The sequence below is a fragment of the Streptomyces sp. SGAir0957 genome (genome assembly GCF_043523415.1).
Map to the genome: position 1 here is coordinate 1 of NZ_CP027293.1, position 21,549 is coordinate 21,549.

18 protein-coding genes and 3 pseudogenes are annotated in these 21,549 nt (G+C 68.8%); 6 read left to right on the top strand and 15 right to left on the bottom strand.

From position 1 onward, the window contains the following. Positions 1-31 precede the first annotated feature (31 nt). Positions 32-673, top strand: a complete 642-nt coding sequence (locus C1N81_RS05755; RefSeq protein WP_394427465.1) for an SMI1/KNR4 family protein — start codon at positions 32-34, stop codon at positions 671-673. Between the two features lie 78 nt (positions 674-751). Here C1N81_RS05755 and C1N81_RS05760 read toward each other — a convergent pair whose 3' ends face one another. After that, a complete protein-coding gene (locus tag C1N81_RS05760) occupies positions 752-1,372 on the bottom strand; it encodes a hypothetical protein (RefSeq protein ID WP_394427467.1) in 621 nt (206 codons plus the stop codon). Between the two features lie 51 nt (positions 1,373-1,423). Further along, entirely contained in the window at positions 1,424-1,741 is a 318-nt protein-coding gene (locus C1N81_RS05765; RefSeq protein WP_394427468.1) for a DUF6221 family protein, read from the bottom strand. A gap of 46 nt (positions 1,742-1,787) precedes the next feature. Between C1N81_RS05765 and C1N81_RS05770 the strand changes: the two are divergent. After that, positions 1,788-2,504: pseudogene (locus C1N81_RS05770) on the top strand (transposase). Positions 2,505-2,578: 74 nt separating this feature from the next. Here the strand turns inward: C1N81_RS05770 and C1N81_RS05775 are convergent. The 3 genes from C1N81_RS05775 to C1N81_RS05785 all read right to left on the bottom strand — a co-directional run bounded on the left by C1N81_RS05775 (position 2,579) and on the right by C1N81_RS05785 (position 4,641). Continuing rightward, positions 2,579-3,118: a barstar family protein gene (locus tag C1N81_RS05775; RefSeq protein WP_394427471.1), complete on the bottom strand. Its 540-nt coding sequence runs from the start codon at positions 3,116-3,118 to the stop codon at positions 2,579-2,581. Between the two features lie 150 nt (positions 3,119-3,268). After that, the gene (locus C1N81_RS05780) at positions 3,269-3,910 is read right to left on the bottom strand and encodes a hypothetical protein (protein WP_394427473.1); all 642 of its coding nucleotides are present in this window, start codon (positions 3,908-3,910) and stop codon (positions 3,269-3,271) included. Positions 3,911-4,284: 374 nt separating this feature from the next. Continuing rightward, positions 4,285-4,641 carry a transposase family protein gene (locus C1N81_RS05785; RefSeq protein WP_394427476.1) on the bottom strand — a complete coding sequence of 119 codons (357 nt, stop codon included), beginning with the start codon at positions 4,639-4,641 and terminating at the stop codon, positions 4,285-4,287. Positions 4,642-4,850: 209 nt separating this feature from the next. Between C1N81_RS05785 and C1N81_RS05790 the strand changes: the two genes are divergently transcribed. Both C1N81_RS05790 and C1N81_RS05795 read left to right on the top strand, forming a co-directional pair. Then, positions 4,851-5,246 carry a hypothetical protein gene (locus C1N81_RS05790; RefSeq protein ID WP_394427478.1) on the top strand — a complete coding sequence of 132 codons (396 nt, stop codon included), beginning with the start codon at positions 4,851-4,853 and terminating at the stop codon, positions 5,244-5,246. Between the two features lie 282 nt (positions 5,247-5,528). Further along, complete coding sequence (locus C1N81_RS05795) at positions 5,529-7,271, top strand: endo-1,4-beta-xylanase (RefSeq protein WP_394427480.1); 1,743 nt, start codon at positions 5,529-5,531, stop codon at positions 7,269-7,271. Between the two features lie 556 nt (positions 7,272-7,827). Here the strand turns inward: C1N81_RS05795 and C1N81_RS05800 are convergent. Continuing rightward, positions 7,828-8,451 (bottom strand): transposase, encoded by a 624-nt coding sequence (locus tag C1N81_RS05800; protein WP_394427482.1) that lies wholly within the window; start codon positions 8,449-8,451, stop codon positions 7,828-7,830. Continuing rightward, a pseudogene (locus tag C1N81_RS05805) lies at positions 8,451-8,906 on the bottom strand (winged helix-turn-helix domain-containing protein); the annotation flags it as partial. The pseudogene C1N81_RS05805 and the gene C1N81_RS05800, both read right to left, overlap by 1 nt. Before the next feature lie 430 nt (positions 8,907-9,336). On the opposite strand from C1N81_RS05805, the gene C1N81_RS05810 reads away from it, so the two are divergent. Beyond that, positions 9,337-9,990 (top strand): molybdopterin-dependent oxidoreductase, encoded by a 654-nt coding sequence (locus tag C1N81_RS05810; RefSeq protein WP_394437759.1) that lies wholly within the window; start codon positions 9,337-9,339, stop codon positions 9,988-9,990. Next, positions 9,974-10,603, top strand: a complete 630-nt coding sequence (locus C1N81_RS05815; protein ID WP_394427484.1) for a cytochrome b/b6 domain-containing protein — start codon at positions 9,974-9,976, stop codon at positions 10,601-10,603. Before C1N81_RS05810 ends, C1N81_RS05815 begins: the two co-directional genes overlap by 17 nt. A gap of 330 nt (positions 10,604-10,933) precedes the next feature. On the opposite strand, the gene C1N81_RS05820 is transcribed toward C1N81_RS05815, so the two are convergent. From C1N81_RS05820 to C1N81_RS05855, 8 genes and pseudogenes are all read right to left on the bottom strand, one after another. Then, a complete protein-coding gene (locus tag C1N81_RS05820; RefSeq protein WP_394427486.1) occupies positions 10,934-11,350 on the bottom strand; it encodes a hypothetical protein in 417 nt (138 codons plus the stop codon). A 270-nt stretch (positions 11,351-11,620) separates the two neighbouring features. Beyond that, positions 11,621-12,877, bottom strand: coding sequence for an MFS transporter (locus C1N81_RS05825; RefSeq protein WP_394427487.1), 1,257 nt, complete (start codon positions 12,875-12,877; stop codon positions 11,621-11,623). Next, the gene (locus C1N81_RS05830; protein ID WP_394427489.1) at positions 12,874-16,755 is read right to left on the bottom strand and encodes an amino acid adenylation domain-containing protein; all 3,882 of its coding nucleotides are present in this window, start codon (positions 16,753-16,755) and stop codon (positions 12,874-12,876) included. Before C1N81_RS05830 ends, C1N81_RS05825 begins: the two co-directional genes overlap by 4 nt. Then, positions 16,752-17,552 (bottom strand): TauD/TfdA family dioxygenase, encoded by an 801-nt coding sequence (locus C1N81_RS05835; RefSeq protein WP_394427491.1) that lies wholly within the window; start codon positions 17,550-17,552, stop codon positions 16,752-16,754. Before C1N81_RS05835 ends, C1N81_RS05830 begins: the two co-directional genes overlap by 4 nt. Before the next feature lie 33 nt (positions 17,553-17,585). Then, the gene (locus C1N81_RS05840) at positions 17,586-18,470 is read right to left on the bottom strand and encodes a TauD/TfdA dioxygenase family protein (RefSeq protein WP_394427493.1); all 885 of its coding nucleotides are present in this window, start codon (positions 18,468-18,470) and stop codon (positions 17,586-17,588) included. Next, complete coding sequence (locus C1N81_RS05845; protein ID WP_394427494.1) at positions 18,467-19,561, bottom strand: hypothetical protein; 1,095 nt, start codon at positions 19,559-19,561, stop codon at positions 18,467-18,469. Before C1N81_RS05845 ends, C1N81_RS05840 begins: the two co-directional genes overlap by 4 nt. After that, entirely contained in the window at positions 19,558-20,619 is a 1,062-nt protein-coding gene (locus tag C1N81_RS05850) for a radical SAM protein (protein ID WP_394427496.1), read from the bottom strand. The genes C1N81_RS05845 and C1N81_RS05850 overlap by 4 nt, the downstream gene beginning before the upstream one ends. Next, positions 20,567-21,435, bottom strand: a pseudogene (locus C1N81_RS05855) (TauD/TfdA dioxygenase family protein). The gene C1N81_RS05850 and the pseudogene C1N81_RS05855 overlap by 53 nt, the downstream one beginning before the upstream one ends. Between the last annotated feature and the right edge of the window lie 114 nt (positions 21,436-21,549).

Below are 21,549 nucleotides of genomic sequence, written 5' to 3' on the forward strand. Positions count from 1 at the left end.
AAGGTCCCGCACATCCGACTAGCGTGGGCGGATGTCTGATGAACGAAAGAGGGCGGGCGACGCAGTCACCGTGGTTTGGCAGGAGCTGGTCGCTTGGCTTGCCGAGCACGCCCCTGTCTCGTACGCCTCCCTTCTGCCACCTGCCGCGGATGCCGACATTGCCGCAGCCGACTCTCAGTTGAGGCAGTCTCTCGGTTTCGGTCTTCCCTCAGAACTCGAGGCGCTGTGGCGGCTGTGCGGTGGCGTCGAGCATCAGCTTGTCGAGGCGGACGAGGAGGGAGAGGTCGCCTCTGGAGCTTTCCTTCCGGGCGGGGTGCTGTTCTCCCCGGCTCGGGCGCTGGGGTTGCGGCTTCCCTCGCATGGCGAGCGTGATGGGTGGGGAGGGGCTCCGGTGGTGCCATGGCTGACGCGGGACGAGGCCGGGCCTTTACACGGCCACTACGCCGGTGATGACGGCGTCGGCAAATGGTCCCTCGTGGACGAGCCGGTAACAGCACCTGTGTACCCGTCTGTCGCTGCATACCTGCGCACCGTTCACCGCACCGTGACCCAGGGCCCCGGTAACCTGATGGGCGACGACGTGCCCGGTCTCGTATGGGGCTGCCTTGTGTGGGACGACCCGGAGAGCCCGGGTATGGAGGAGGCGTTCGAGCATTGGAGGCCAGTGCACTGAAGAGCGGGCCCCCTCGCCGCATGCCTTGCAGGTGGAGGGGACCCGTCGTGACCGGTGCGTCAGGCCGCAGCCTTCAGATCAGGGCTTCGCCATCGTGCAGATGATCTGAGCTTTGGACGTGTCGCATCCGTTGAACCAGGCGTTGCCCGGGTCCACGGTGCAGTAGTCCTGACCGAGGATTCGGGATTTCTTGAGGAACCCTTCGTAGAACAGCTCCGACTTCATCGAACCGGAGTTGACCTTCAGGGACATCGACGACCGCCCGCACTTTTCGTCGAAGCTGGGAGCGGCGTAGCGGGTGTCGTCGAGCAGGTGCTCACTGCCGTCGTCGGTCTTGGCCGCAACGGTCTGGATGCATTCGGCACCGCCGTTCTTGCCTGCGGTGTTCTGTCCGCCGTTCGCCACGGGGACGCCGGGTGACTGGTAGGTGGCGGAGAAGGGGAACTCGTCGCAGGAGACCGTCTCGGCAGGACCGTCCAGCTCCGGGTGGAGGGCTGTCCACGCGTGCTTGGCGAACCGCTTCTGCGGGACCCAGCCGTCCATCCGCTTCCCGGCGTGCAGAGGGCACATCACTCTGTCGCGGTTGTTGTCCCGTTCATAGCTGGACTCGTTACGGGCCTTGGCCGGCGGATACTGCAGAGGGTCGGCGACGGACTTGCCCGTTCCCTTCGTCTTCGACTTGTTCTGGATCAGCCACACGTGCGCGGCAGCAGCCGGGTACTTCGCCGTGCACTCGTCTTCTGCGCCGCTTCAGGCCCTTGCGGGGAAGTCAGGATGGTCGGTGTAGGGCGAGGCAAGGTCATACAGGTCGTGGCACGGCCAGGGGTCGCTGGCGTGACGGGCCAGGATGCGCCGCTTGGCCTCGAGCTCGCGCAGGACGCGGGCCGGATCGTGCAGAGCAACATGCAGAGCAATCGTGGGGTGGAAGCCAGACAGGTCAACCTGACAGAAGTCGACCGTGTGACCGTGGGCCGACCACTGCCCGCATCCGTCACCGTCGCAGCGCCGAGCCAAGTCGGCCTCCTCGTCCAGCCGCGCCTCGATGAACCTCACCAGTTCTTTAGTCATTTGGACATTCTCAATGCTGTGCTGGGCATCATGGAATGATCTTGTGGTGTCTGGTGTGATCGCGGCGTCGGAGCCGTCATGGATAGGCCCGTTCACCGGGCTGAGCCCTCGTCTGTTCCGGAAGTAGGTGACACTTCTGCGGCGTGAGGGTGCGGACGCGGTCCGCAGGAGCCGGCCGTGGAGCTTGCGGCTGGAGGACCGGGCTCTGCTGGTCGCGGACTACTGGCGCACAAATCTGACCGTGCGGCAGATGGTCCCGTCATTCGGAGTGTTCAAGTCGGCCGCGGGCCGGATAATCGATCACCTCGCGCCGATGCTCGCCCTCCAGCCACGCAAGCGGTTCGCAAAGGACACCGTGCTCATCGTGGACGGCACCCTGGCGCCCACCCGCGATGACGCCATCGCCGAGCAGTCCAAGAATCACCGGCACTTCACGAATCACCAGGTCGTCATCGATGCCGACACCCGGCTCGTCGTCGCGGTCGGCCGACCGTTGCGCGGAAATCGCAACGACTGTAAGGCGTGGGAGGAGTCCGGCGCGGAGACCGCAGTCGGCAAGACCATCACGAGCGCCGACGGCGGCTATCCGGGCACCGGGCTCGTGATGCCCCACCGACGCTACAAAGACGAGGAGCTGCCCGACTGGAAACAGGTGCACAACAAGTCCCACAAGCAGGTCCGCGCCCGCGTCGAGCGCGTCTTCGCCCGTATGAATACTTGGCTCGGAATCGCCCGGATACACAATCTCAACCTCGCCGGATAGGCGAGCAGTTGGGTCGGTCACCGACCACGTCCGCACCGGCCACAGATCATTTACGGGACAGGTCTTTGGGAAGGTCAGTCGGCCTGACGTGTGGCGTCGAGGCTTTCGGCGTCGTTCCACATGACGGGCATGGCTCCGACGGGGGCGAACTTGATCTGGGGGTCGGAGCTGTGGACCAGGCACATCACGCGGCGTCCGAACAATGCGGCCCGGCGGGCGTTGTCGGCAATGATGTCCAGGAAGGTCTGGGCGGTCTCCGGATGGGCGTCGGTGAACGTGTCGAAGTCGGTGAGGGCCAGGACCAGTCCGGTGGCCTCTGGGGGCATGCCGTAGGCAGCGTAGGAGGCGACATCGCCGAAGCAGTCGTTGAACGCGTCGAGGCTGCGTCCGTAGTAGTCGGGGAAGTCCAGAGCCGCGCCGATCCCCATGAGGAGGTCTTCCTGCGATGACCAGGCTGCCGCCTCCAGAGCCGTGACGTGGTAGCCGTGGTCGTCCAGCCAGGAGGTGTGCTCCTCCAGCTGGCCGCGGCGGCAGAAGAGCGTGACGAAGCCGTTCGCCATCAGGCGGAAGGCAAGGTCGGCGTTCATCTCTTCATCGGGGGTGAAAGCGGTCATGTTGTGACCCTAGTTGCTTAGGGTGTGAGGAGGATGCGGCGTCGGAGGAGGTCGATGTTGGCCCGGCCGTAACCTGGCGTTTGAGAAATGTGACCCGGTTTACGTGTCCTTCGGCGATGCCGCTGGAGTACGACAGGGTGAGGCCGACGGTCACGGCATCCAAATCCTTGGCGAGGTTGCGGGCGATATTCCGCAGAGGCGGCAGGTCGCTGCCCTCGGCGGCCTTGATCCAGCGGGCCAGGAGGTACTTGAGGCGAAGCTGCTGACCGGAGCTGGGGTTGTCGGGTGGCGGGTGAGCCAGCCGGTGACCTGCCGGACGGTGGGTGGTTCGGACCGCCTCGGGGTCGGCGCCCCGGCTGAGCGCAGGGGTTCGAGCCAGCGCCGGACACTGCGGCTGCTACTGCGATAGCCGCGTTCCAGGATCTTGCGGAAGGCTCGTCTGCTGTCGGTGTAGCCCTCCTGCCAGCGCATGGTGAGGTACTCGGCCCAGGGCTGCACCATCCTGCGGCTCTGCCGGGGCGGCGCGAGCAGGTCCTCTACCGCAGTCACGTGGGCGTACTTACGGACCGTCTTGCGGTCCATCCGCAGCGTCTTCGAGATGACGTCGATGGCGACACCCGTGTCGTGCATCTCGTGGACCCCGGCGAAGTGATGCCGGGTGTTCGCCGCCCGCTTGCCCTCGATCGCCGGTGGTCCGGCGGAGGGTTCCACGACCGCGTCCTGGGCCTCGTCCTGCAGTGGCGTGAAGCAGCGCCGGTGGGCGGGGACGCATTTCTCGACCGTCTTGCTCATGTTTGGCCAGAGATGGAATTCGTCTGCGCTTTGGACCGCTTCCGGTTCTGCCGTGCGGACCGCCTCCGCGTACACGCTGGCTCAGCCCCTGCACACGACCTCCGCTCCGGTGTGCTGCCAGAGCCAGGCAGTGAGGGTCTCAGCGGTGCGGTCGGGCAGCACATCCACTGGCGGCTGTTCTCGATGTCGATCAGCACGGTCCCATAGATGTGACCGCGTTTGAGGGCGAAGTCGTCGGCACCCAGCACCCTCGGGCTTCGATCCGGTGGCTCGGCCGACAGGGTTCAGAACGGCTGAGCAGCGTGTTCGGGCTGACTCGGCAGTGCAGCATGGCCGCAAGGCGGCCCCGGCCCGCCCGGCCAGGAACCTGCCAATCACCTCCAGCATTGTCTCCTGGTGCTGGCTGCGGCGCGCCCGTACCGGAACGTCAGTCCCTTGACTTGCTCGGCGAAGGTGCAGCGCGGACACGACCACACCTCACACCGGAGCCGGCGGACCGTCAGGTAGATCCTTGCCGGACGCCCTCCGGCAGCGACATCGGCGAGCCTTCGCCGGTAGCGGTCGCGCACACGACGCGAGTTGACGCCACATGTCGGGTACGGCGCGGACTCCGCGACCGTCGTGGCAGTAATAGTCGGGATCGCGCCGACCAGCCGGAGGTCAGCCACGGTCACGGACGCCAGGTGCGGCAGCAGCAGGTCAAGTTTCTGATCACGTAACACGCGCCCCACGATCCATCTGACGCACGGTCACTCTGCGTGATCACGAGATGTTGATCAGAACCAACATTTCTCCCCGCCGGCAGCCAGATAGTTCCCCACCCACACGGACATCAGCGCCTCCTGGCCTACTCGGACGAGTTCGAGGAGCGACTGAACGGAGCTGTACGGCTTCGGGCGTACCGCGCTCAACCCAAGTGTCCAAGCGGCACACTGAAGCGATGGCATACGACTTCTCAAAGGGGACACCGTCGTCCCAGCCCCCAGCGCAGGTCTTCAAGGGGTACGTCGCGACCGTTACCCTTCACGCTGACCGTGCTGAGATCAAGCGCAAGCTCATGGGGAAGGTCACCGGGGCCAAAGACTCCGTGATCCCGCTCAGGGACGTCATCAAGGTCCTGAGCAAGGAGCCGACCCGTCTCGTGAACGGGTATGTGCAGCTCGCCACCGAACAAGATCGCGGGCAGCTTCGCATAGCGACCGCCGAGGCGGAGAAGGCCATCGCGAACAACTCCAGGACGGTCCTGTTCACCTGGAACCAACGCGAGACCTACGCCGCCTATCTGAAAGCAGCCACTGCCGGGGTTCAAGCTCAGGGCGGCAACCCATTCGGGTAGAGCACGTTCATCCCACGGCGCTCGGTAACGTGTGACCGGCCCATAGGGTGACGGGATCTGCCCCACGAGGTGGGTCCCGTCGGCATGATGATCCGTGGATACCCTGGAGCCCGCTGGCACCCGCGTGTTTGACGCGCCTTCCGCGCCGGCCGCAACGATCCGGGCCCACTCCCCCACACGAGCTGGGACGTACCCCATAAGGCCACCGCACCCCATGTGTGATGAACTGTGGCCCGGTTTCACGACGTTGATCTTGTCTCGAACAGGAGAGTGGGAGGGGCCGTGCGCCTTGGTGGGGGGACGTGGCAGCGACTGACCGCCGCGGTGCTCGTCATGGCGGTGGCCACCGGGTGCACGGGGCAGGGCGTAGGCACGGACGGCAAATCCGACGAAGACCTCCTGCGGAACCACGACTGGACGCAGATGCCGGGCACCACCGCGCAAAACGACATCCTGCGAGTCAGCGCACTGGATCGGCGCATCGTGGAGCAGGACTCCTCCGGCGGCCAGCCCAACCCCCCACTGAACTTGGCCGGCCCGCATCTTCGGTCCGATGGTGACTTCACCGTCACCGCGCGCATGTCCGGTGTGGGCGACGATGACGGCGACTCATGGCTGCGGCTGTACGGACGGGTGCCGGTCATCTACGACGAGTGGCGCCAGGAGCCGCCCTCACTGCGCGTCGGCGTGAGGGCCGACGGACAAGTGAAGGTACAGATCTGGGACGGCGAGGACGACGAGCCGGCCACAACTAAAGACTTCGATTGCGACTGCTCTGGGACGGTAACGCTCGCCATATCGAGCATCGGTGACACCTTCCGCGTGAAAGCCGACGGGCGGCGGCTGGGCACCGTGCAGGACCCGGGGGTGTTCGCCGAGGGCACCGTCTGGTTCGGTCTGGAGGCGGACGCGGGCGACGACGAGCGCCGCGAGGGATGGCGTCTGACCCGGCTGACCGCGCGGGCAGAGAGCGGCGACTCGCTCCGCGTGATCAAAGCGCCGCAGCTACGCCAGGCGCAGTCCGAGGACTCGCTGCGTGCGCGGGCCGCAGACGTGGGGCGGCCGTTCGACGTCGGCGCCGCCCTGGCCGAGAACCCGCTGCTCACCGACGCACGCTACCGGGCGCTCGCAGGGGACCAGTTCTCCATGCTCACTCCGGAGAACGCGTTCAAGCCGCAGTTTCTCCATCCCCGCCGGGACGTCTACGACTTCCGCGACGCGGACCTGCTCGTACGCTTCGCCCGCGCGAACGACATGAAGGTGCACGCGCACACCCTCGTCTGGCACGAGGCTCTGCCCACCTGGATGCGGGAGGACAACGACCCCGGGGAGGTGCGCCGGACCATGCTCCAACATATCGCCATGGTCGCCGGGCACTTCAGGGGAAAGGTCACGGAATGGGATGTGGTCAACGAGCCCATGTCCGACGACGAGCAGAGCTACACCAACGGGGATCTCGGTCTGCGCTCCGAGCAGAGCCCGTGGTTCAAGGCCATGGGCGAGGAGTACATCGACCAGGCGTTCAGGGCCGCCCACCGGGCCGATCCGAAGGCACGGCTGTTCCTCAACGAGTACGGGCTCGAGGAGGAAGGCAAGCGGTGGGACGCCCTTTACGATCTGGTCGAGCGGCTCAAGGGACGCGGCGTACCGATCGACGGCGTGGGTTTCCAGAACCATGAGTACACGCCCGGCGACCGCATCGACCCGGAGACCTTCCGCAGCCATGTGCGGGATCTGGCGGAGCTCGGGGTTGATGCGCGGGTGTCGGAGATGGACGTCCCCATCGGTTCGGACGAGGAGGACGGGCGGCAGATGCAGGCTGAGGAGATGGCGGGCAAGCTGCGGGTCTGCCTGGAGGAGCCGACCTGTACGTCGTTCTCCACCTGGGGATTCACCGACCGGTACGGTTCCACCGCCGACACCAGGATCTATCCTCCGCGCACGGCCGATTCCCTGCCGTGGGACGCGGCCCTGCGGCCGAAGCCGGCGTACGAGTGCCTGCTCGAAACCTTCGACGAGGCATGAGGACGCAAAGTGCGCTCCCCTGGCCGAGCGGTGGCCTCCCTCACCGCAGCTGCTGAACAGGCCTTGGCCGAGCTCACCGCGATGCGGATCACGAGAGAGGCACAAGCGCAGTGGGACGCTGTGCTCGCCGAGTACCGCGAGATCAACGACGCCCAGACCCAGCAGCGGCTCCTCAGATGGCAGAGGAGTTCTACTGAAAGGGATCCTGGGACGGGGCCATCGCCGCAGCAGTCCACCGCCAGCGCTTCTTGCAGGCGGCCACCGAAGCACTGAACCTTCCCTGACGCCCTGACGCCCTGACGCCTTCGCAACTGCCACAGGCGTCCTGGCGCCGTCTTCGCCCGGTTGCTGCGCCGCGAACTCACCGAAGACCCCGTCGCCTTCACGCACGTTGACGACAGCCACCACCGTCTGACCATCGGCAGGTCGCGCGCGGCCACAGCGGCCGCCACCACCGTCGTGGCCGACGGGGAGAGGCGTCGGTTGTACGGGACTGCGCCGGCGGGACCATCCCCGCGCCTATGCGCCGCTCCCCGTCATTACTGACTTCGGCTCGTCAGGGTGAGGTGGGGTTTCCGAGAGTGAGACCGGTGCCGGCTATGAAGCCGTCGAGGGTCTCGGGGCGGTACTGAAGGCGTTTGAGCCGGTTGCGAACGAGGACCTCCAAGCGGTCCAGGGCGACAACGGCGAGGTTGGCCAGGCTGCGTTTGACGTGCGCCCACACGCCCTCGACCGGGTTCAGGTCAGGCGAGTAGGCGGGCAGTAGGAAGACCGTCAGCCACTGGCGTGCGTCGATCAACTCCCGCATCCTGCGGGAGACATGAGTGTTGAGCCGGTCCCAGACCAGCACGATGGGTGCCTTGAGGAGCTGGTGGGCGCCGTCGAGCAGGGCAATGAAGTCACCCTCGCTCATGCTGCGGCGTTTGCCCTGGCCCGCCGGGTGCGCGATCAGCCGGTGGGACAACCGGGTCCGTGCGCCGGGCCGCAGTGCGATCAGCCCGGCCACCGACAGCCGTCCCGAGCGCCGTCCGCTGACCGTCACGACCGGCGTGCGACCGCGTCGGCCCCAGGTCCGGCCCCGCGGCGGCCTGCGGGTGAAGCCTGCCTCGTCCTCGAAGCAGAGGTAGCCCCCGCAGGCCGCCCTGGTCCTTTTACCTCCGCCCAGGTCGCCTCCTTCCACACCCGCACGGCCTCCTCGTCGCGCTCGGCCACCCGCCGCACGGGCACCTGCGGGGAGAACCCGAGCCGGTGCATCAGCCGGGTGGCGCCCGAGACGCTGTAGGAGACGTGAAACTTCCGGCCGATCAACGCAGCCACCCGCGCGGCAGTCCACACCTGGTTCTCCACCCAGCCATGAGCCGCCGGCCCCTCTGCGAGATACCCGGCGAGCTTGTCCAGACAGCGCGGTGACAGACGACACCGCGATCCGCTCGGTCCGCGCGAGACCAGCGCTTCGATCCCGCCGTCCCGCCACAACTGGTGCCACCGGTAAGCCGACTTCCGGCTCACCCTCAGGCGCTGAGCGACCTCCAGCGGCCTGATCTCCCGCTCGAACAGCTCGGCCGCCCGCCGCCGCACGGCCTCTCGACGCTGGCGCCCCACAGCGGTCAGCCCGCCCCCATCCGCGTATCTCACACAACACGAAATACAGCCCGCCGCCTGGCCTCATCAGGTACATCCAGGAACATCACCCTAATGAGCCGAAGTCAGTAAGGTGCCCCCGTCCCGCCGGCTGTACGCCGAGCAGGAAGCCGCCGTGCTCAACGCCCTTGAGAACTGAGACTGGTCGCACCTCATCTGCCAGAGTGGCGCGGGACACGGGCGGGCGCAGCCGGGCTCGGGGGCGCGGTTACCGGCCGGTGGTGGGCACGGGAAGGTGGCGCGGCGGGTGGTGGAGCTCGGTGCGCAGCGGGGGGCGCACCAAAGATGACGGAACCCTTACGGAGCCGCCCGGGCCGTGGTCCGGCCGCGGCGGACGTGCTGGAATCACAGCGTGAACCCGCACGACGGCCCCGGCACAGACACCGCGCGCGGCGCCCCCGTAGGGCGCCGCCTGATCCTCGGCATGCTCGGCGCGGGAGCGCTCGGCGTCGCGGCGGCGCCCGTGCTCCAGCGCGCCGTCGAGAGCGTCACCTCGAAGGACCCCACCGGCGTCACCGGCCTGCTCCCGGCCGGCGGCGGCTTCCGGTACTACTCGGTCACCGCCTCCGTCCCGCACAAGGACGAGCGGAGCTACCGGCTCACCGTCGACGGCCTGGTCGATGAGCCCGCCTCGTACACGCTGCCCGAACTGCGGGCGCTGCCCCAGACCCGCCTCGTCCGCGACATCCAGTGCGTCACGGGCTGGCGGGTGCCGGGCACCCCCTTCGAGGGCGTACGGCTCTCGCGGCTCCTGGACGCCGTAGGGGTGCGTCCGACCGCGCGGGCCGTGCGGCTGTCCTGCTTCGACGGCGCGTACACGGAAAGCCTCACCCTCGACCAGGCGCGCCGCGACGACGTGCTGGTGGCGCTGCGCATGCAGGACAAGAACCTCGGCCACAGCCACGGCGGGCCGGTGCGGCTGTACGTGGCCCCGATGTACTTCTACAAGTCGGCCAAGTGGCTCTCCGGCATCACCGTCACCGACCATGTCGAGCCCGGCTACTGGGAGGAACGCGGTTATGACGTCGACGCCTGGGTCGGCCGTTCGAACGGGCGGGACGATGCGCCCACTGCCTGACACGGACCCGGACACGGACGTCGGCGTCGCGGACCGCGTGCGGCGCTTCACCCGGTCCGAACGCTGGGTGCACCGCGCGAGCGCCGCGCTCATGGGCGTGTGCGTGCTCAGCGCCGCCTGCCTGTATTTGCCCCAGCTCGCGGAACTCGTCGGGCGCCGGGAGCTCGTCGTCACCGTCCATGAGTGGTCGGGGCTGCTGCTGCCCGTCCCGTTTCTGCTGGGCCTCGCTTCCCGCGCCTTCCGGGCGGACCTGCGCCGCCTCAACCGGTTCGGCCCCCACGACGCCGCGTGGCTGCGCGCGGCCCTGCGACGCGAACACCACCGCAGGGCGGGCAAGTTCAACGCGGGGCAGAAGGTGTGGGCGGCCTGGCTGGCCGGCGCGGTCCTGGTGATGCTCGGCACGGGCCTGCTCATGTGGTTCACCCACCTCACCCCGCTGTCCTGGCGAAGTGGCAGCACCTTCGTCCACGACTGGCTGGCCCTCGCGCTCGGCATCGTCGTCGCGGGGCACATCGGGATGGCCGTGGCCGACCCCGAGGCCCGCAGGGGGATGCGCACCGGATTCGTACGCCGCGACTGGGCGCGGCGGGAGCACGGCGAGTGGCTGCCGTGACGTGCGTCAGGCATTGGTCAGGAAGCTGAGTCCCGGACGACCCACTCAGGAGGCGGGCCAGCAGTCGCTGGTCGACCATCACGCTTCGTCCGCCAACTCGGTGGCGCACCGACACCCCTGAGAGATGCAAACTTACCGCCCCGACGTCGAGGCCCGAGCTCCCAAGTCAGAGGTTTACGGACTTCTCAATGACGGAGTGACCACTGCCTTCTGGTACCCCTCGGCGTCCCAGCCCAGCGTCAGGGCCAGGTGCGACATCACCTTGCTGACCGGGCAAGGTCAGCCTCAGGAACGCGTCGGCCCGCGCGGACGGACAGGAGAAGGCGGGGACTACGATCGGGCGATTTCCTGTCGGAGCTGGTGGGTGAAGCGACGCAGGAGGCCCAACGTCTCTCGAAACTCGGCCCGGCGGCCGTCGCTTCCGTCGCTGGGCCGGGTGCTCCAGACCTGGCGCGCGAGAGCATCGGCGAGATCGACGGTGTCGCCGGCGCAGAGCAGGTAGAGGGCCGAGCGTGCTTCCTGCATCTGGTTCGCCAACTCATTGGCTCCGGGGCCGTCGTCACTCAGCTGTGTTTCCTTCAGGTAGTCCAGCAGCTGAACTACGGCTGTGTTGAAGCCGACCCCGGCTTTGAGCTTCTGCACGCGGAGCCACATGCGGTCCTGACGGCGTGCGGTGAACCACGAACCGAACACCGCTCCTATGAGGCCGATAGCGGCCCCGATGGCCACGGACAGGATGTTCTCCACGTTCAACTCCTCTTGGCGTAAAGCAGCCAGGCTACAAAGGAGTGCATCGCCTACCTGTCCCCCATCATCGACTGCGGGGAGATTCCGTCGGGACTGCAAGACGTTCGGTGTAACTCCCGATCGTGGAGGATGCATCGATGACCAGTGAGAACACGTCTGCGGGTCAGCCGCCGTGAGGGACATCCGTCGGGCGTCATGGTGGATCGTCGTGTGCGCTACGTCGACAGGTGGGCGGCAGCGGCCGGTGCACAGCTGGACAGTTCCGTACCGTCACGCTTGTTCCGGAGCTTCGGGACTGGGCCGGGACAGGCGGAGAATGTCGCTCAAGGCCAGGGGTGCCGTGCTGCACAGGATGATCGCCGTGGCGCTGAGAGCGAGAGTGCCGCGCAGGCTGAAGAGGTGGGCCGCGGGGCCGATCAGCGCGTAGCCGACGGGGACGAGCAGCAGGGGGCCCGTGCCGCACAGCGACATCACGCGGCCGAGGCGCTCAACGGGGATGCGTTCCTGCACGAGGCATGTCCAGTTGACCATTGCGAGGTCCATGCCCGCGCCGGCGACCACCATGGATGCCAGCAGGACGGGCAGACCGCTGCCGCCGGCCATTGCGAGGAACGGGAGCGCCATCGCGGCTGTGCCAAGGCAGGTCAGTACCCCCACGGAGGCGGGCCGCCAGAAGAGGGCAGTGGCCGCTCCGGCCGCGAGGCCCGCCGCGAGCGCGGTGACGGCAAGGCCCCAGGGGCGGGCGCCGCCGAGCGTCTGTGTCGCGTAGAGGGGCCCCAGCACTTGGAAGCCGGCCAGCCACAGCGTCAAGGTCACGGCGTTCTGGAGGGTGAGCGTCCACAACCAGCGCCGGCCGCGGAACTCCCGCCAGCCCTCTCCCATCTCGGCCAGCACGCCGCTTCGGCGCAGGACGGCGGGCAGCGGCAGATCGATGCGGGAGAGCAGGAGCGCGGCGCCGAGGAAGGTCAGGGCGTCCCACGCGGTGACCCAGCCTGGCCCCGCGGCGGCGGTGAGGAGCCCGCCGAGCGCCGGGCCCATGGTCTTGCAGCCGTTCTGTGCGAGGCGCTGCAGTGCCGTGGCCTTCTGGCGCAGGGCGGCGTCGACGAGGCGCGGGATCGCCGCCTGCTCGCCCGAGGCGAAGAACGCGGTGGACGCCCCGGTGAGCAGGGCGAGCCCGGCCAGCTGCCACACGCGTGCCGCGCCGGTCAGCAGAAGGACCGCCGCCGCGGCCTGGGTCAGGCCGGACACCAGGTGGGCGAGGACCATCACGCGCCGTGCGGACGTGCGGTCGGTGAGGGTCCCGCCGAGCAGTGCCAGCAAAGGTTGCGGGAGCATTCGGGCCGCCAGGACGAGTCCTAGGTCTCCTGAGCCGCCGCCGATCTGGAGCACGGCGAAGGGCAGCGAGACGGTGGACACCGCGGATCCCAGCTGGGACAGGATCTGCCCGCTCCAGAAGTACCGGTACGGCCGGCAGCGCAGCGGGCCCAGCGCCGCGCGGATGCCGTCGGCACCAGGCGGCGGGGTCAACGGCCCTGGAGCAGGCCGTGGAGGATGCCTCCGATCGCGGCCAGTGGTACCGGGCTGGTCATGGTGAGGTGCCCGCAGGCGATGGGGTATCCGGTCACCTTGCCGTCCACGAATCGCTGCCAGTTCTCGTGAGTGCGCTCGCTCGGGGCGTCCTCGGATGCGGAGAAGTAGGCCACATCACCGTCGAACGGCGTGGCCGGGACGTATTTCCGGGACAGCACGTACTGGTCGCGGTGGAGGTCGAACATGCGGTGGAAGTGGCGCCGTTCCAGCAGGGCGTACGGGCTGCCGAGCGCTACGAGCCGGGCATGCAGCACGTCCAAGTCCGGCGTGCGCCCCATGGCGTGTACCGCTTCGGCCGGGTCGAGTTCGCCCAGCATCGTGAGGAAGTACGACGTGATCGCGTCCTCGCGGACGAAGCCGTCGGTGGAGGCCGTACTCGGGCGTGCGGGGGGCGGGTTGGAGTCGAGGAGCGCCAGCAGCCCGACGCTCTCGCCCGCCCTCCTCACCTGTCGGGCCATCTCGAAGGCGACGCGTCCGCCGAAAGACCAGCCCAGCAGGTGGTAGGGGCCGGCGGGCTGGATCCGCCGGATCTCCCGCAGATAGTCGGCGGCCATCGCCTCGACCGACTCTGGCATCGCTCCGGGGACGGTGAGTGCGCGCGCCTGGAGCCCGTACAGCGGGCGGTCCGCGAGGTGGCGGACGAGACCCGCGTAACCCCAGCTCAGTCCGAGGGCCGGGTGGACGCAGAAGAGAGGGGCGCGCGCGCCGTGCGGCCGCACGGGCAGCAGGACGTCCAGGGACATCTCGGGGGTGGTGGGGATGCCCAGTTGCGGGGCCAGTGCGGCGACCGTGGGGGCGTCGAACAGGGTGCGCATCGAGAGGTCCGCGCCCAGTGTCGTACGGATGCGCCGGATCAGCTCGACCGCGCGCAGCGACGTACCGCCGAGCGTGAAGAAGTCGTCATCCACCCCGACGCGGTCGCGGCCGAGGACTTCGGCGAAGACCGAGCAGAGGACGTGTTCCTGCGGGGTACGTGGTACGGCCGTGCCGCTGGGCGGCGGTGGCAGGGCGCCCAGCGCGCCGAGGTCGGTCTTGCCGTTGGCGGTCAGCGGCATGCGGCCGACGACGTCGATCAGGTCGGGCACCAGGTAGGCGGGCAGTGCCTCTTTGAGGTGCGCCCGCAGGTCGGCGGCCGAGGGGGCCGTCCCCGCGACGGGCTGGGCGTAGGCGGCGAGGCGCGGGGTGCCGTCGTCCTCACGGACGAACACCGCGGAGCGTGCGACCGCCGGGTGGCGGCACAGGGTCTCCTCGATCTCGCCGGGTTCGATCCGGTGGCCGCGCAGTTTCACCTGGCGGTCGACGCGGCCCACGTACTCCAACTCGCCGTCCGGGCGGGTGCGGACGAGGTCTCCGGTGCGGTACATCCGGGTGCCCGGCGCGAACGGGTCGGAGAGGAACCGCTCGCGGGTGAGGTCCGGCCGCTTGACGTAGCCGAGGGCAAGGCCGAGCCCGCCCACGTACAGCTCGCCGGTGGTGCCGGGGGCGACAGGCTTCCTTCGGTCGTCGAGTACGTAGGTACGAGCGCCGGTGATGGGGCTGCCGATGGGCGGCTTGTCCGGGCCGCAGAGCGGACGGCTCATCGTGACGCAGACCGTCGCCTCGGTCGGACCGTACGCGTTGATGAGGCGGCGCCCGTGTGACCAGCGCCCGGCCAGGGCACCCGGGCAGGGCTCGCCCGCGACGACCACGCTTTCCAGGGTGGGCATCGCGTCCGGCGGCAGAACGGCGAGCGCGGACGGCGGCAGCGTGAGGTGGGTGATGCGCTCGGCGTCGACCAGCCGCACCAGGTCGTCTCCGGGACGGGTCCGTTCCCGGTCGGCGAGAACCAGGGTGGCGCCGGTCAGCAGAGCCATGCAGAACTCGAAGACGGAGGCGTCGAAGGTGAGGGAGGCGAACTGCAGGATCCGTGAGTGCGCGGTGAGCGCCAGCCGTTCGCGCTGTGCGGCGACGAGGCTCGCGATGCCCTGGTGGGACACGGACACGCCCTTGGGGACGCCGGTCGATCCCGACGTGTAGATGACGTAGGCAGGACTGTCGGGTGTGAGCGATCCGGGGCGTCGGGCCTCCGGCGCCTCGCCCGGCGGTGTCCGCGGCCACATCGGTGCGGGCATCACCCAGTCCCAGTCGTACGCCGCCAGTCCCCCGGTGGGTTCCGCGTCCGCCAGAAGGCCGGCCGGCGCGCAGTCGTTGGTGACGAACCGCGTCCGTGCGGCCGGGTGCGCCGCGTCGAGCGGGACGTAGGCGGCGCCGGACTTCAGCACGGCCAGGACCGCGGTGACCATGTCCTCGGACGGCCCGCAGGCGATCGCCACCAGGTCGCCGCTTCCTACCCCGAGGCCCGTCAGGTGGTGTGCCAGGGCGTCGGCGCGCGCGTCGAGTTCGGCGTACGACAGGGATCGGGACGCGCAGGAGAGGGCGGTGGCCAGCGGCGTGCGGGCGGCCTGCGCTTCGAACAGGGCTGGCCAGGTGGCCGCCGGGGGCGCGCGGTCGATGTCCTGAGACGGCTCCGGAACCGGTGCGGAGCGCTGGACGACGGCCCGCTCCGGCGCGTCCGCGACGGACTCGACCAGCTCACGGAACGCCTCCGCGTGGCTCTTGAGGTCCTGGTCCGAGTAGAGCTGGGGGTTGCCCGTGAACTCGGCGACGAACTCCCCACGCGACCTGGTGATGTTGACATGGAGATCCGCGATGGGTCCCGTCCGCACGTAGTGGCACCGGACCGCGCGGTCCTCGAAGCGCACGGCGTCGTAGTCGAACAGCAGGAAGTTGACGACAGGAGTCGTGCGCGGCATGTGCCCCGAGTCCGTGTGCGCGGCGCGGCGCAACTCCTGACCGGGGTGGGTGCTACGGCGCATCAGGGAGCGGATCTCGTCGCCCGCGGTGGCGACGAGCGCTCTGAACGGTGCGCCCGCGTGCACCACGAGGCGCAGGGGGAGGCGGTTGGCGGCCATTCCCGGGGTGCGGCGGGTGACCGGGTCGGTCCGTCCGCTGACCACGAAGTCGAGGAGCACGTCCTCGGTCCCCGTCGTCCGGGCCAGATGGCCGCCCAGGCACGCCGTCAGCAACTCGACGGAGGTGCGGCCGGCCGTCGCGTCGCGCAGCCGGACCATGACGTCGCGGGTGAGTGTGGTCCGGGCAGCACGGGGGCCCGGGACGGCGCCGACCGACCGCCGCGCAGGACCGACCGGCTCGGGCGCCCCGGCAAGGCGGTCCAGCCAGTACGCGCGGTCCGCAGCGTGGCGCGGCGAGGAGCGGTAGGCGTTCTCGTGGCGCAGCAGGGCAGCGGTCGGTTCCAGTCCGCCGCCCGGCACGCCCGCCGCACGGTACAGCTCGCTCACGCGCCGTGCGACCAGCCACATCGAGAAGGCGTCGAAGTGGACGTGGTGGTGACGCAGATACCAGAGGTACCGGTCGCCGGACACCTTGATCAGCACGTACCGGAACAGAGGCGGGGCGGCCAGGTCGACGGGCTCGGCGACATCGGCCTCCATCCAGGCGAGAGCCGCGCCGTGGGGGTCCGCAGTGGTGGAGAGGTCGAGCGTCTCGATCTTCCAGCCGCGCGGAGGGCGGGTGACCGGGTAGGGCCGGCCCTCGCGCGTAACGACGCCTGTGTGCAGTGCGTCCGTCTCGGCGACGACCTGGGCCACGGCATCGGCGAACCTGCCGGTGTCGATGGCTGCGGGAAGCTCGCAGTACTGGGCGATGTTCCACAGCGCGCCCGTGGCGTCGAGTTCGTGCCCGAGCCAGACCTCCCACTGCGCCGACGACAGCCCGCCGAGGTCATCGCGCCCGTGCAGCTTCTCGTCCGTGGTCATGCGAGCGTTCCCGCCGGGACCTGACTCGGTTCGGCCTCCTCGGGCGCGAACCGCAGGACGCCCTTCATCAGGCACCGGTTGCCGAAGAAGGAGGTGCGGCCGTGCAGGACGTACCGGTTGTGGACGAACACCGCCTCGCCGCGCGCCAGCAGGACCGGCCTGGCGAGCCCACCGTCCACGATCCGCTGTTCGCAGAAGTCGGCGAAGCGCTGGGCCATCTCCCGTACGTGCGCCGGGTTCTCGCGGGAGACGCGGGTGCTGCTCCAGTTGAACACCGGGAGCCCGCCCTCGTAGCGGATGATCGGGCTGGTCCGCCGCTTGTGGCCCTTCTCGAAGACCACTGGGGTGTCGAGCAGTTGGCGCAGCAGATCCGGGGCGCAAGCGGAGAGGTAGGCGCAGATCTCCATGCCGTCCGCGACGACCGTGGCGCCGCCGAACCGGGCGGCTTCGGCGCAGTAGAAGAAGAAGACATCGAAGTCCACGTCGGTGTAGGCGCCGTCGATGTGCAGCGGCATCCGGGTGTCGCCGTAGCGGTATGGGGACCGGTCGACGGAGGCCGGGTCGTAGCGGATGTCCAGCCAGCCGTCGCGCTCCAAGGACGCCGTCGCTGCGTCCTCGTCCTTGAAGTGGAAGGTCCCCAGCTGCGTGGCCAGCGCGTGGTAAAAGGCGCCGTGCTCGATGTCGGCGGGGACGTCCGTAAGGTGGACGACGCGGTGGGACGCGAGCGCGGCGCGGACGTCCGCCGTGCACTGGGCGGGGTCTTTGAAGCGCACCGACGTGTGGAAGCCGGTCACCATGAGGCGGTTCCTTCGTTGTGGAGCGGGCGCGAGCTACGCAAGGCGGACGGGGCGGCGGTCGTCGCTGATCTGGATGCGGTGGATCTCGCGGCGGCGGCCCGGATAGTCGTTGAGTGCCTTGTGCTGGACGCAGCGGTTGTCGAGGACGACGACCGTGCCCGGCGCCCAGCGGATCCGGGAGGTGAACTCGGGCCGCACCACATGCTCGGTGAGGAAGGCGATCAGCGGATCCGCCTCCTCGGGCGCCATCCCGGCGAGGCCGGTCATGTGGCAGGCGCTCACGTACAGCCCGCGCCGGCCGGTGACCGGGTGGGTGCGCACGATGGGGTGGTGGAACTCCTGGTCCGCCCGCGGTCCACCGTCGACCCGGACCACGTCGCCAAGGCGCAGGTCCTCGGAGCGGCTGCCGTGCACCTTGGCCGCCGAGAACACCCCGTCGACGTGGTCAATGCGGGCCTTCGTCGCCTCGTCCAGCGCCTCGTAGGCCGCGCACATGTCCGCGACCAGGGTGTCCCCTCCGGTGTCGGGGATGTCGATGCCCAGCAGCACGGTGTGCGACGGCGGGATCTCGTGATACGGCGAATCGGTGTGCCACACGCCGCCGAAGTTGGCTTCCGTCGCCGGTTCCTTGATGATGCGCAGCACGTCCGGAAAGCCGTCCATGGTGCGGCCGAACGGGTAGCGCGTCGCACGCCCGAAGCGCCGTGCGAAGGCCAGGAAGGCGGCCGGGGACAGGTGATTCTGCTCCCGCACGCACAGCACATGATGCTCCGCGAGCGCGTCCGCAAGAGCTTGGTGCAGACTCGCGTCCTCCTCCGCGAGGTCGATGCCGTGGATCTCTGCGCCGAACGCGCCGCCGAGTGGCCGCACGGTCAGGGGCGCGGCGGTCTGCGGCGTCGAGGACTGGGACGTGGTCATCGTTCCTCCTGGCCGAGCGGTGCGATCGGTCCGCCGCCGGGCCCGGCCTCCGCGGCACCCCGCGGCCAGTCCAGTGCTACCCCGCATTGCCGCGGCTTGGCCTGCCGGGCCGGGGACAGCACCTGGGTGTGGGTGGGCACCGGCTCGTGCCAAAGTGCCGCGAGGGAGCCGGCGTCGTTCTCGGACAGGTAGCCGCTCGCCAGCCCCCGGTACTGCGCGGGGACGGACGTCAATGTGGGGACCGGCAGGTCTTCGTACAGCCGCCCGCTCCACAGGTCGCCCGTGTCCGACGTGCTGCGCAGGGCATCCGTCTCGATCGCCTCCAGCACCGGCGAACCGGGCACGAAGCGCAGGCTGTTCTCGCCGAGCGGGAAGTCGCGCTCGCGGAAGTAGTCCACGATGAGGTCCTGCCGGTGCGCCAGCTCCGCGTCCCGAAACCGGCTGGTCATGATGACGGGGACGACCACACCGCCCGCGGCGCGGTACTGGACACTCGTCCGCGTCCGGAGCCTGAGCTGTGCCTCGGTGTCGAAGGCGCTGACGGAGATGCGCAGTTCGGCCCCGAGCGCGGCCATCCGCGTGGCGAGTTCCTCCGGAACGGGGCGGAAGACCTTCGTGATGAAGACCGTGTGACGACCCGACGCGTGGATCAGTTCGGTCAGGCGGGCTGCTGTCGCCCAGTCCCAGGACGCGTCACTGTTCCACCCGTTGCGCAGATAGCCCTGGTCCTCGGGCAGGGCGTTAAGGTCCGCACGGAACGTCTCCTCGTCGAGAACGTTCGGCACGCGCGTGCCGAAGTCGTACCCGGACTCGAAGGCGGCGCGGGCCGCGAAGCAGTTGCCGTAGCAGATCTGGGTGGCGGGCAGGCATCCGAGCATCAGATCGCTGGTGAGCGAGTCGAACGGCAGCCCGCCCGCGCGGCCCGCCCTGATCGGGCCTCCGCGCGGAACCTTCAGGGACTTCTGCGCGCCGTAGTGCCCGTAGGCCCGGGAGACCAGGCGCCGCAGGCGGCGGCCGGCCTGGTCGGCGGAGTCTCCCGGCGCGGGCAGACCCTCTTCAGCGGCGCCCGCCCCGGCGCCGGAGGACCTCATGTGGCGCTCCCGGTGTCCGCGTCCGCTCGGGCGACCGAGGCCGCCGGAGTGGGAAGGCCGACGAAGGCGCGTCTTCCCCGCTTCAGAGTGCGGTGCACGCTGCGCAGCTGGCCACAACCGCCGCCCACGTCGCTCCCGGCGCTGACGCAGATACTCGCTTCGAAACCGGCGTCAGCGAGCCCCTGCCTGAAGTACGCGTACCGGTCTTCGGACGAGGGACGCAGGCCCACTTCCGGGACGTCGTTCCACGACTTGAGTTTCACCGAGAAGAGGGCCGGATCGACCAGTTCGGTAAGGCGTTCAAGATCGGCGTCTGTGTCGTTGACGCCGTCGAAGAGCAGGTAGTTCATGATGACCGGAGTGCCGGTCTCCAGCCGGTAGTCCCGTGCCGCTTCCACCACCTGTTCCAGCGGATACGTCTTGTTCGTGGGGATCAGCCGGGTGCGCACCTCGTTGGTGGTGGCGTGCAGGGACACACTCAGCGTCCCGATCGGCATGCTCGCCAGCCGGCGCATCTGCGGCACGATGCCTGATGTCGTCAGTGTCACCTGCTCGGCCAGTCCGTCGGCCAGCAGCCGCCCGGCCGCCTCGCGCAGGTTGTCGAAGTTGAGCAGGGGTTCGCCCATCCCGGCCACCACGACCTTCGCGAACCGGCCGCCAGGAACCTCGTCCGGCAGATCTTCCGCCGTCAGAGCGACCTGCGCGTAGATCTCCTGCGGTGTCAGGTCCCCGAGGTTGCGCTGCTTGCCTGTCTCGCAGAACACGCAACCGACGTTGCATCCGGCCTGCGTGGAGATGCAGATGTGCGGTTCACCGCCCAACTGGAAACAGATACTCTCCACGCTGCTGTCGGAACTGGCGGTCTGCCAGAGGTACTTGACGCTTCCGTCGGACGACTTCTTCTTTTCGATGACTTCGATGACTTCGATGGGAGGCTCCTGGGTGAGCGGGCGGAGGGGACGTTGCGGGACTGCGCGAGATCGGCTGTTCGTGCGCCGGTTCTTCTCAGGCGGGAGCAGGAGCGTCCCGGGCTTCGGCCGGCGCTTCCACCACCTCACCCGCGGGGATGGCGAAATACTCTGCCGGGGCGAAAATCTTCGTGCCCTTGATCCAACGATTTCCCTCGAACAGCTCCCGGCGGTGCACGACCTGCGCATTGTCGTACACCACGAAATCTCCCATGCGCCATTCGTGGCTGTACACGTTCGACGCATGCAGGATGCGCGCCAGAATTCCTTCCTTGATTTCCTGGCCCTCGTCCTCCGAGAGGCCGATGAAACGCTCGGTGTTCTCGCTCACGTAGGCGTACTCCGCGCCGCCGCGCGGTGAGGTGAGGTGAGGACCACGGGATGCGACACCTCGACATGGTCCACGTTGTCGTGCGTGGGCGCCGGACGCCGGGTGGACCACAGGGAGCGGATGCGCCGCACCAGTTCCACGGGGAGGTCGAGGCGGCTCAGCGCCGTTGTGGCGAAACTGGTGGCACCACCCGACTGCGGTGGAACAAGGCAGTACAACGAGGCTAGTGTCGCCGGCGCGCACCGGAACTCCTGGTCCGAGTGCCAGTAGTCAGTGTGATTGTCGGAGACGCCAAGCGGCCGCCCCGTCGCGTCCTGAAGGTTCGTCAGGTAGCTCAGGAATGAGCTCGTCGGCGCGTGCGACCACGTACGGGCGGGCTCCTCCAGACGTCCGTCCCCCAGCCGGACACTGAGTCGCACAAGGTCGGCGTCGCCCAGGAGCTGATCGCGGAAGACCAGGACTCCGTGCCGCCCGAGCTCCACCCGGATCTTGTGCAGGGTTTCGTCATCAAGCCTGCGCAGATCGATATCTGTGATGACTTGGCCGAAATTCTCGTGCAGAGGTTGCGACTTCATCAGCGTGCACTCATCTCAAGTGGCGATGTGTTGTCTTCATGCAACCACTTGCCTCCCCCGCCCAATTTGCGACAAACGCGCTGATGGAGTTGCCTACCAGTTCGGACGATTCCT

Coding starts and splice junctions, on each gene's coding strand:
- C1N81_RS05755 (WP_394427465.1), top strand. CDS start 32: ATGTCTGATGAACGAAAGAGGGCGGGCGACGCAGTCACCGTGGTTTGG.
- C1N81_RS05840 (WP_394427493.1), bottom strand. CDS start 18,470: ATGACCACGTCCCAGTCCTCGACGCCGCAGACCGCCGCGCCCCTGACC.
- C1N81_RS05830 (WP_394427489.1), bottom strand. CDS start 16,755: ATGACCACGGACGAGAAGCTGCACGGGCGCGATGACCTCGGCGGGCTG.
- C1N81_RS05765 (WP_394427468.1), bottom strand. CDS start 1,741: ATGACTAAAGAACTGGTGAGGTTCATCGAGGCGCGGCTGGACGAGGAG.
- C1N81_RS05815 (WP_394427484.1), top strand. CDS start 9,974: ATGCGCCCACTGCCTGACACGGACCCGGACACGGACGTCGGCGTCGCG.
- C1N81_RS05775 (WP_394427471.1), bottom strand. CDS start 3,118: ATGACCGCTTTCACCCCCGATGAAGAGATGAACGCCGACCTTGCCTTC.
- C1N81_RS05845 (WP_394427494.1), bottom strand. CDS start 19,561: ATGAGGTCCTCCGGCGCCGGGGCGGGCGCCGCTGAAGAGGGTCTGCCC.
- C1N81_RS05780 (WP_394427473.1), bottom strand. CDS start 3,910: ATGAGCAAGACGGTCGAGAAATGCGTCCCCGCCCACCGGCGCTGCTTC.
- C1N81_RS05835 (WP_394427491.1), bottom strand. CDS start 17,552: ATGGTGACCGGCTTCCACACGTCGGTGCGCTTCAAAGACCCCGCCCAG.
- C1N81_RS05790 (WP_394427478.1), top strand. CDS start 4,851: ATGGCATACGACTTCTCAAAGGGGACACCGTCGTCCCAGCCCCCAGCG.
- C1N81_RS05810 (WP_394437759.1), top strand. CDS start 9,337: ATGCTCGGCGCGGGAGCGCTCGGCGTCGCGGCGGCGCCCGTGCTCCAG.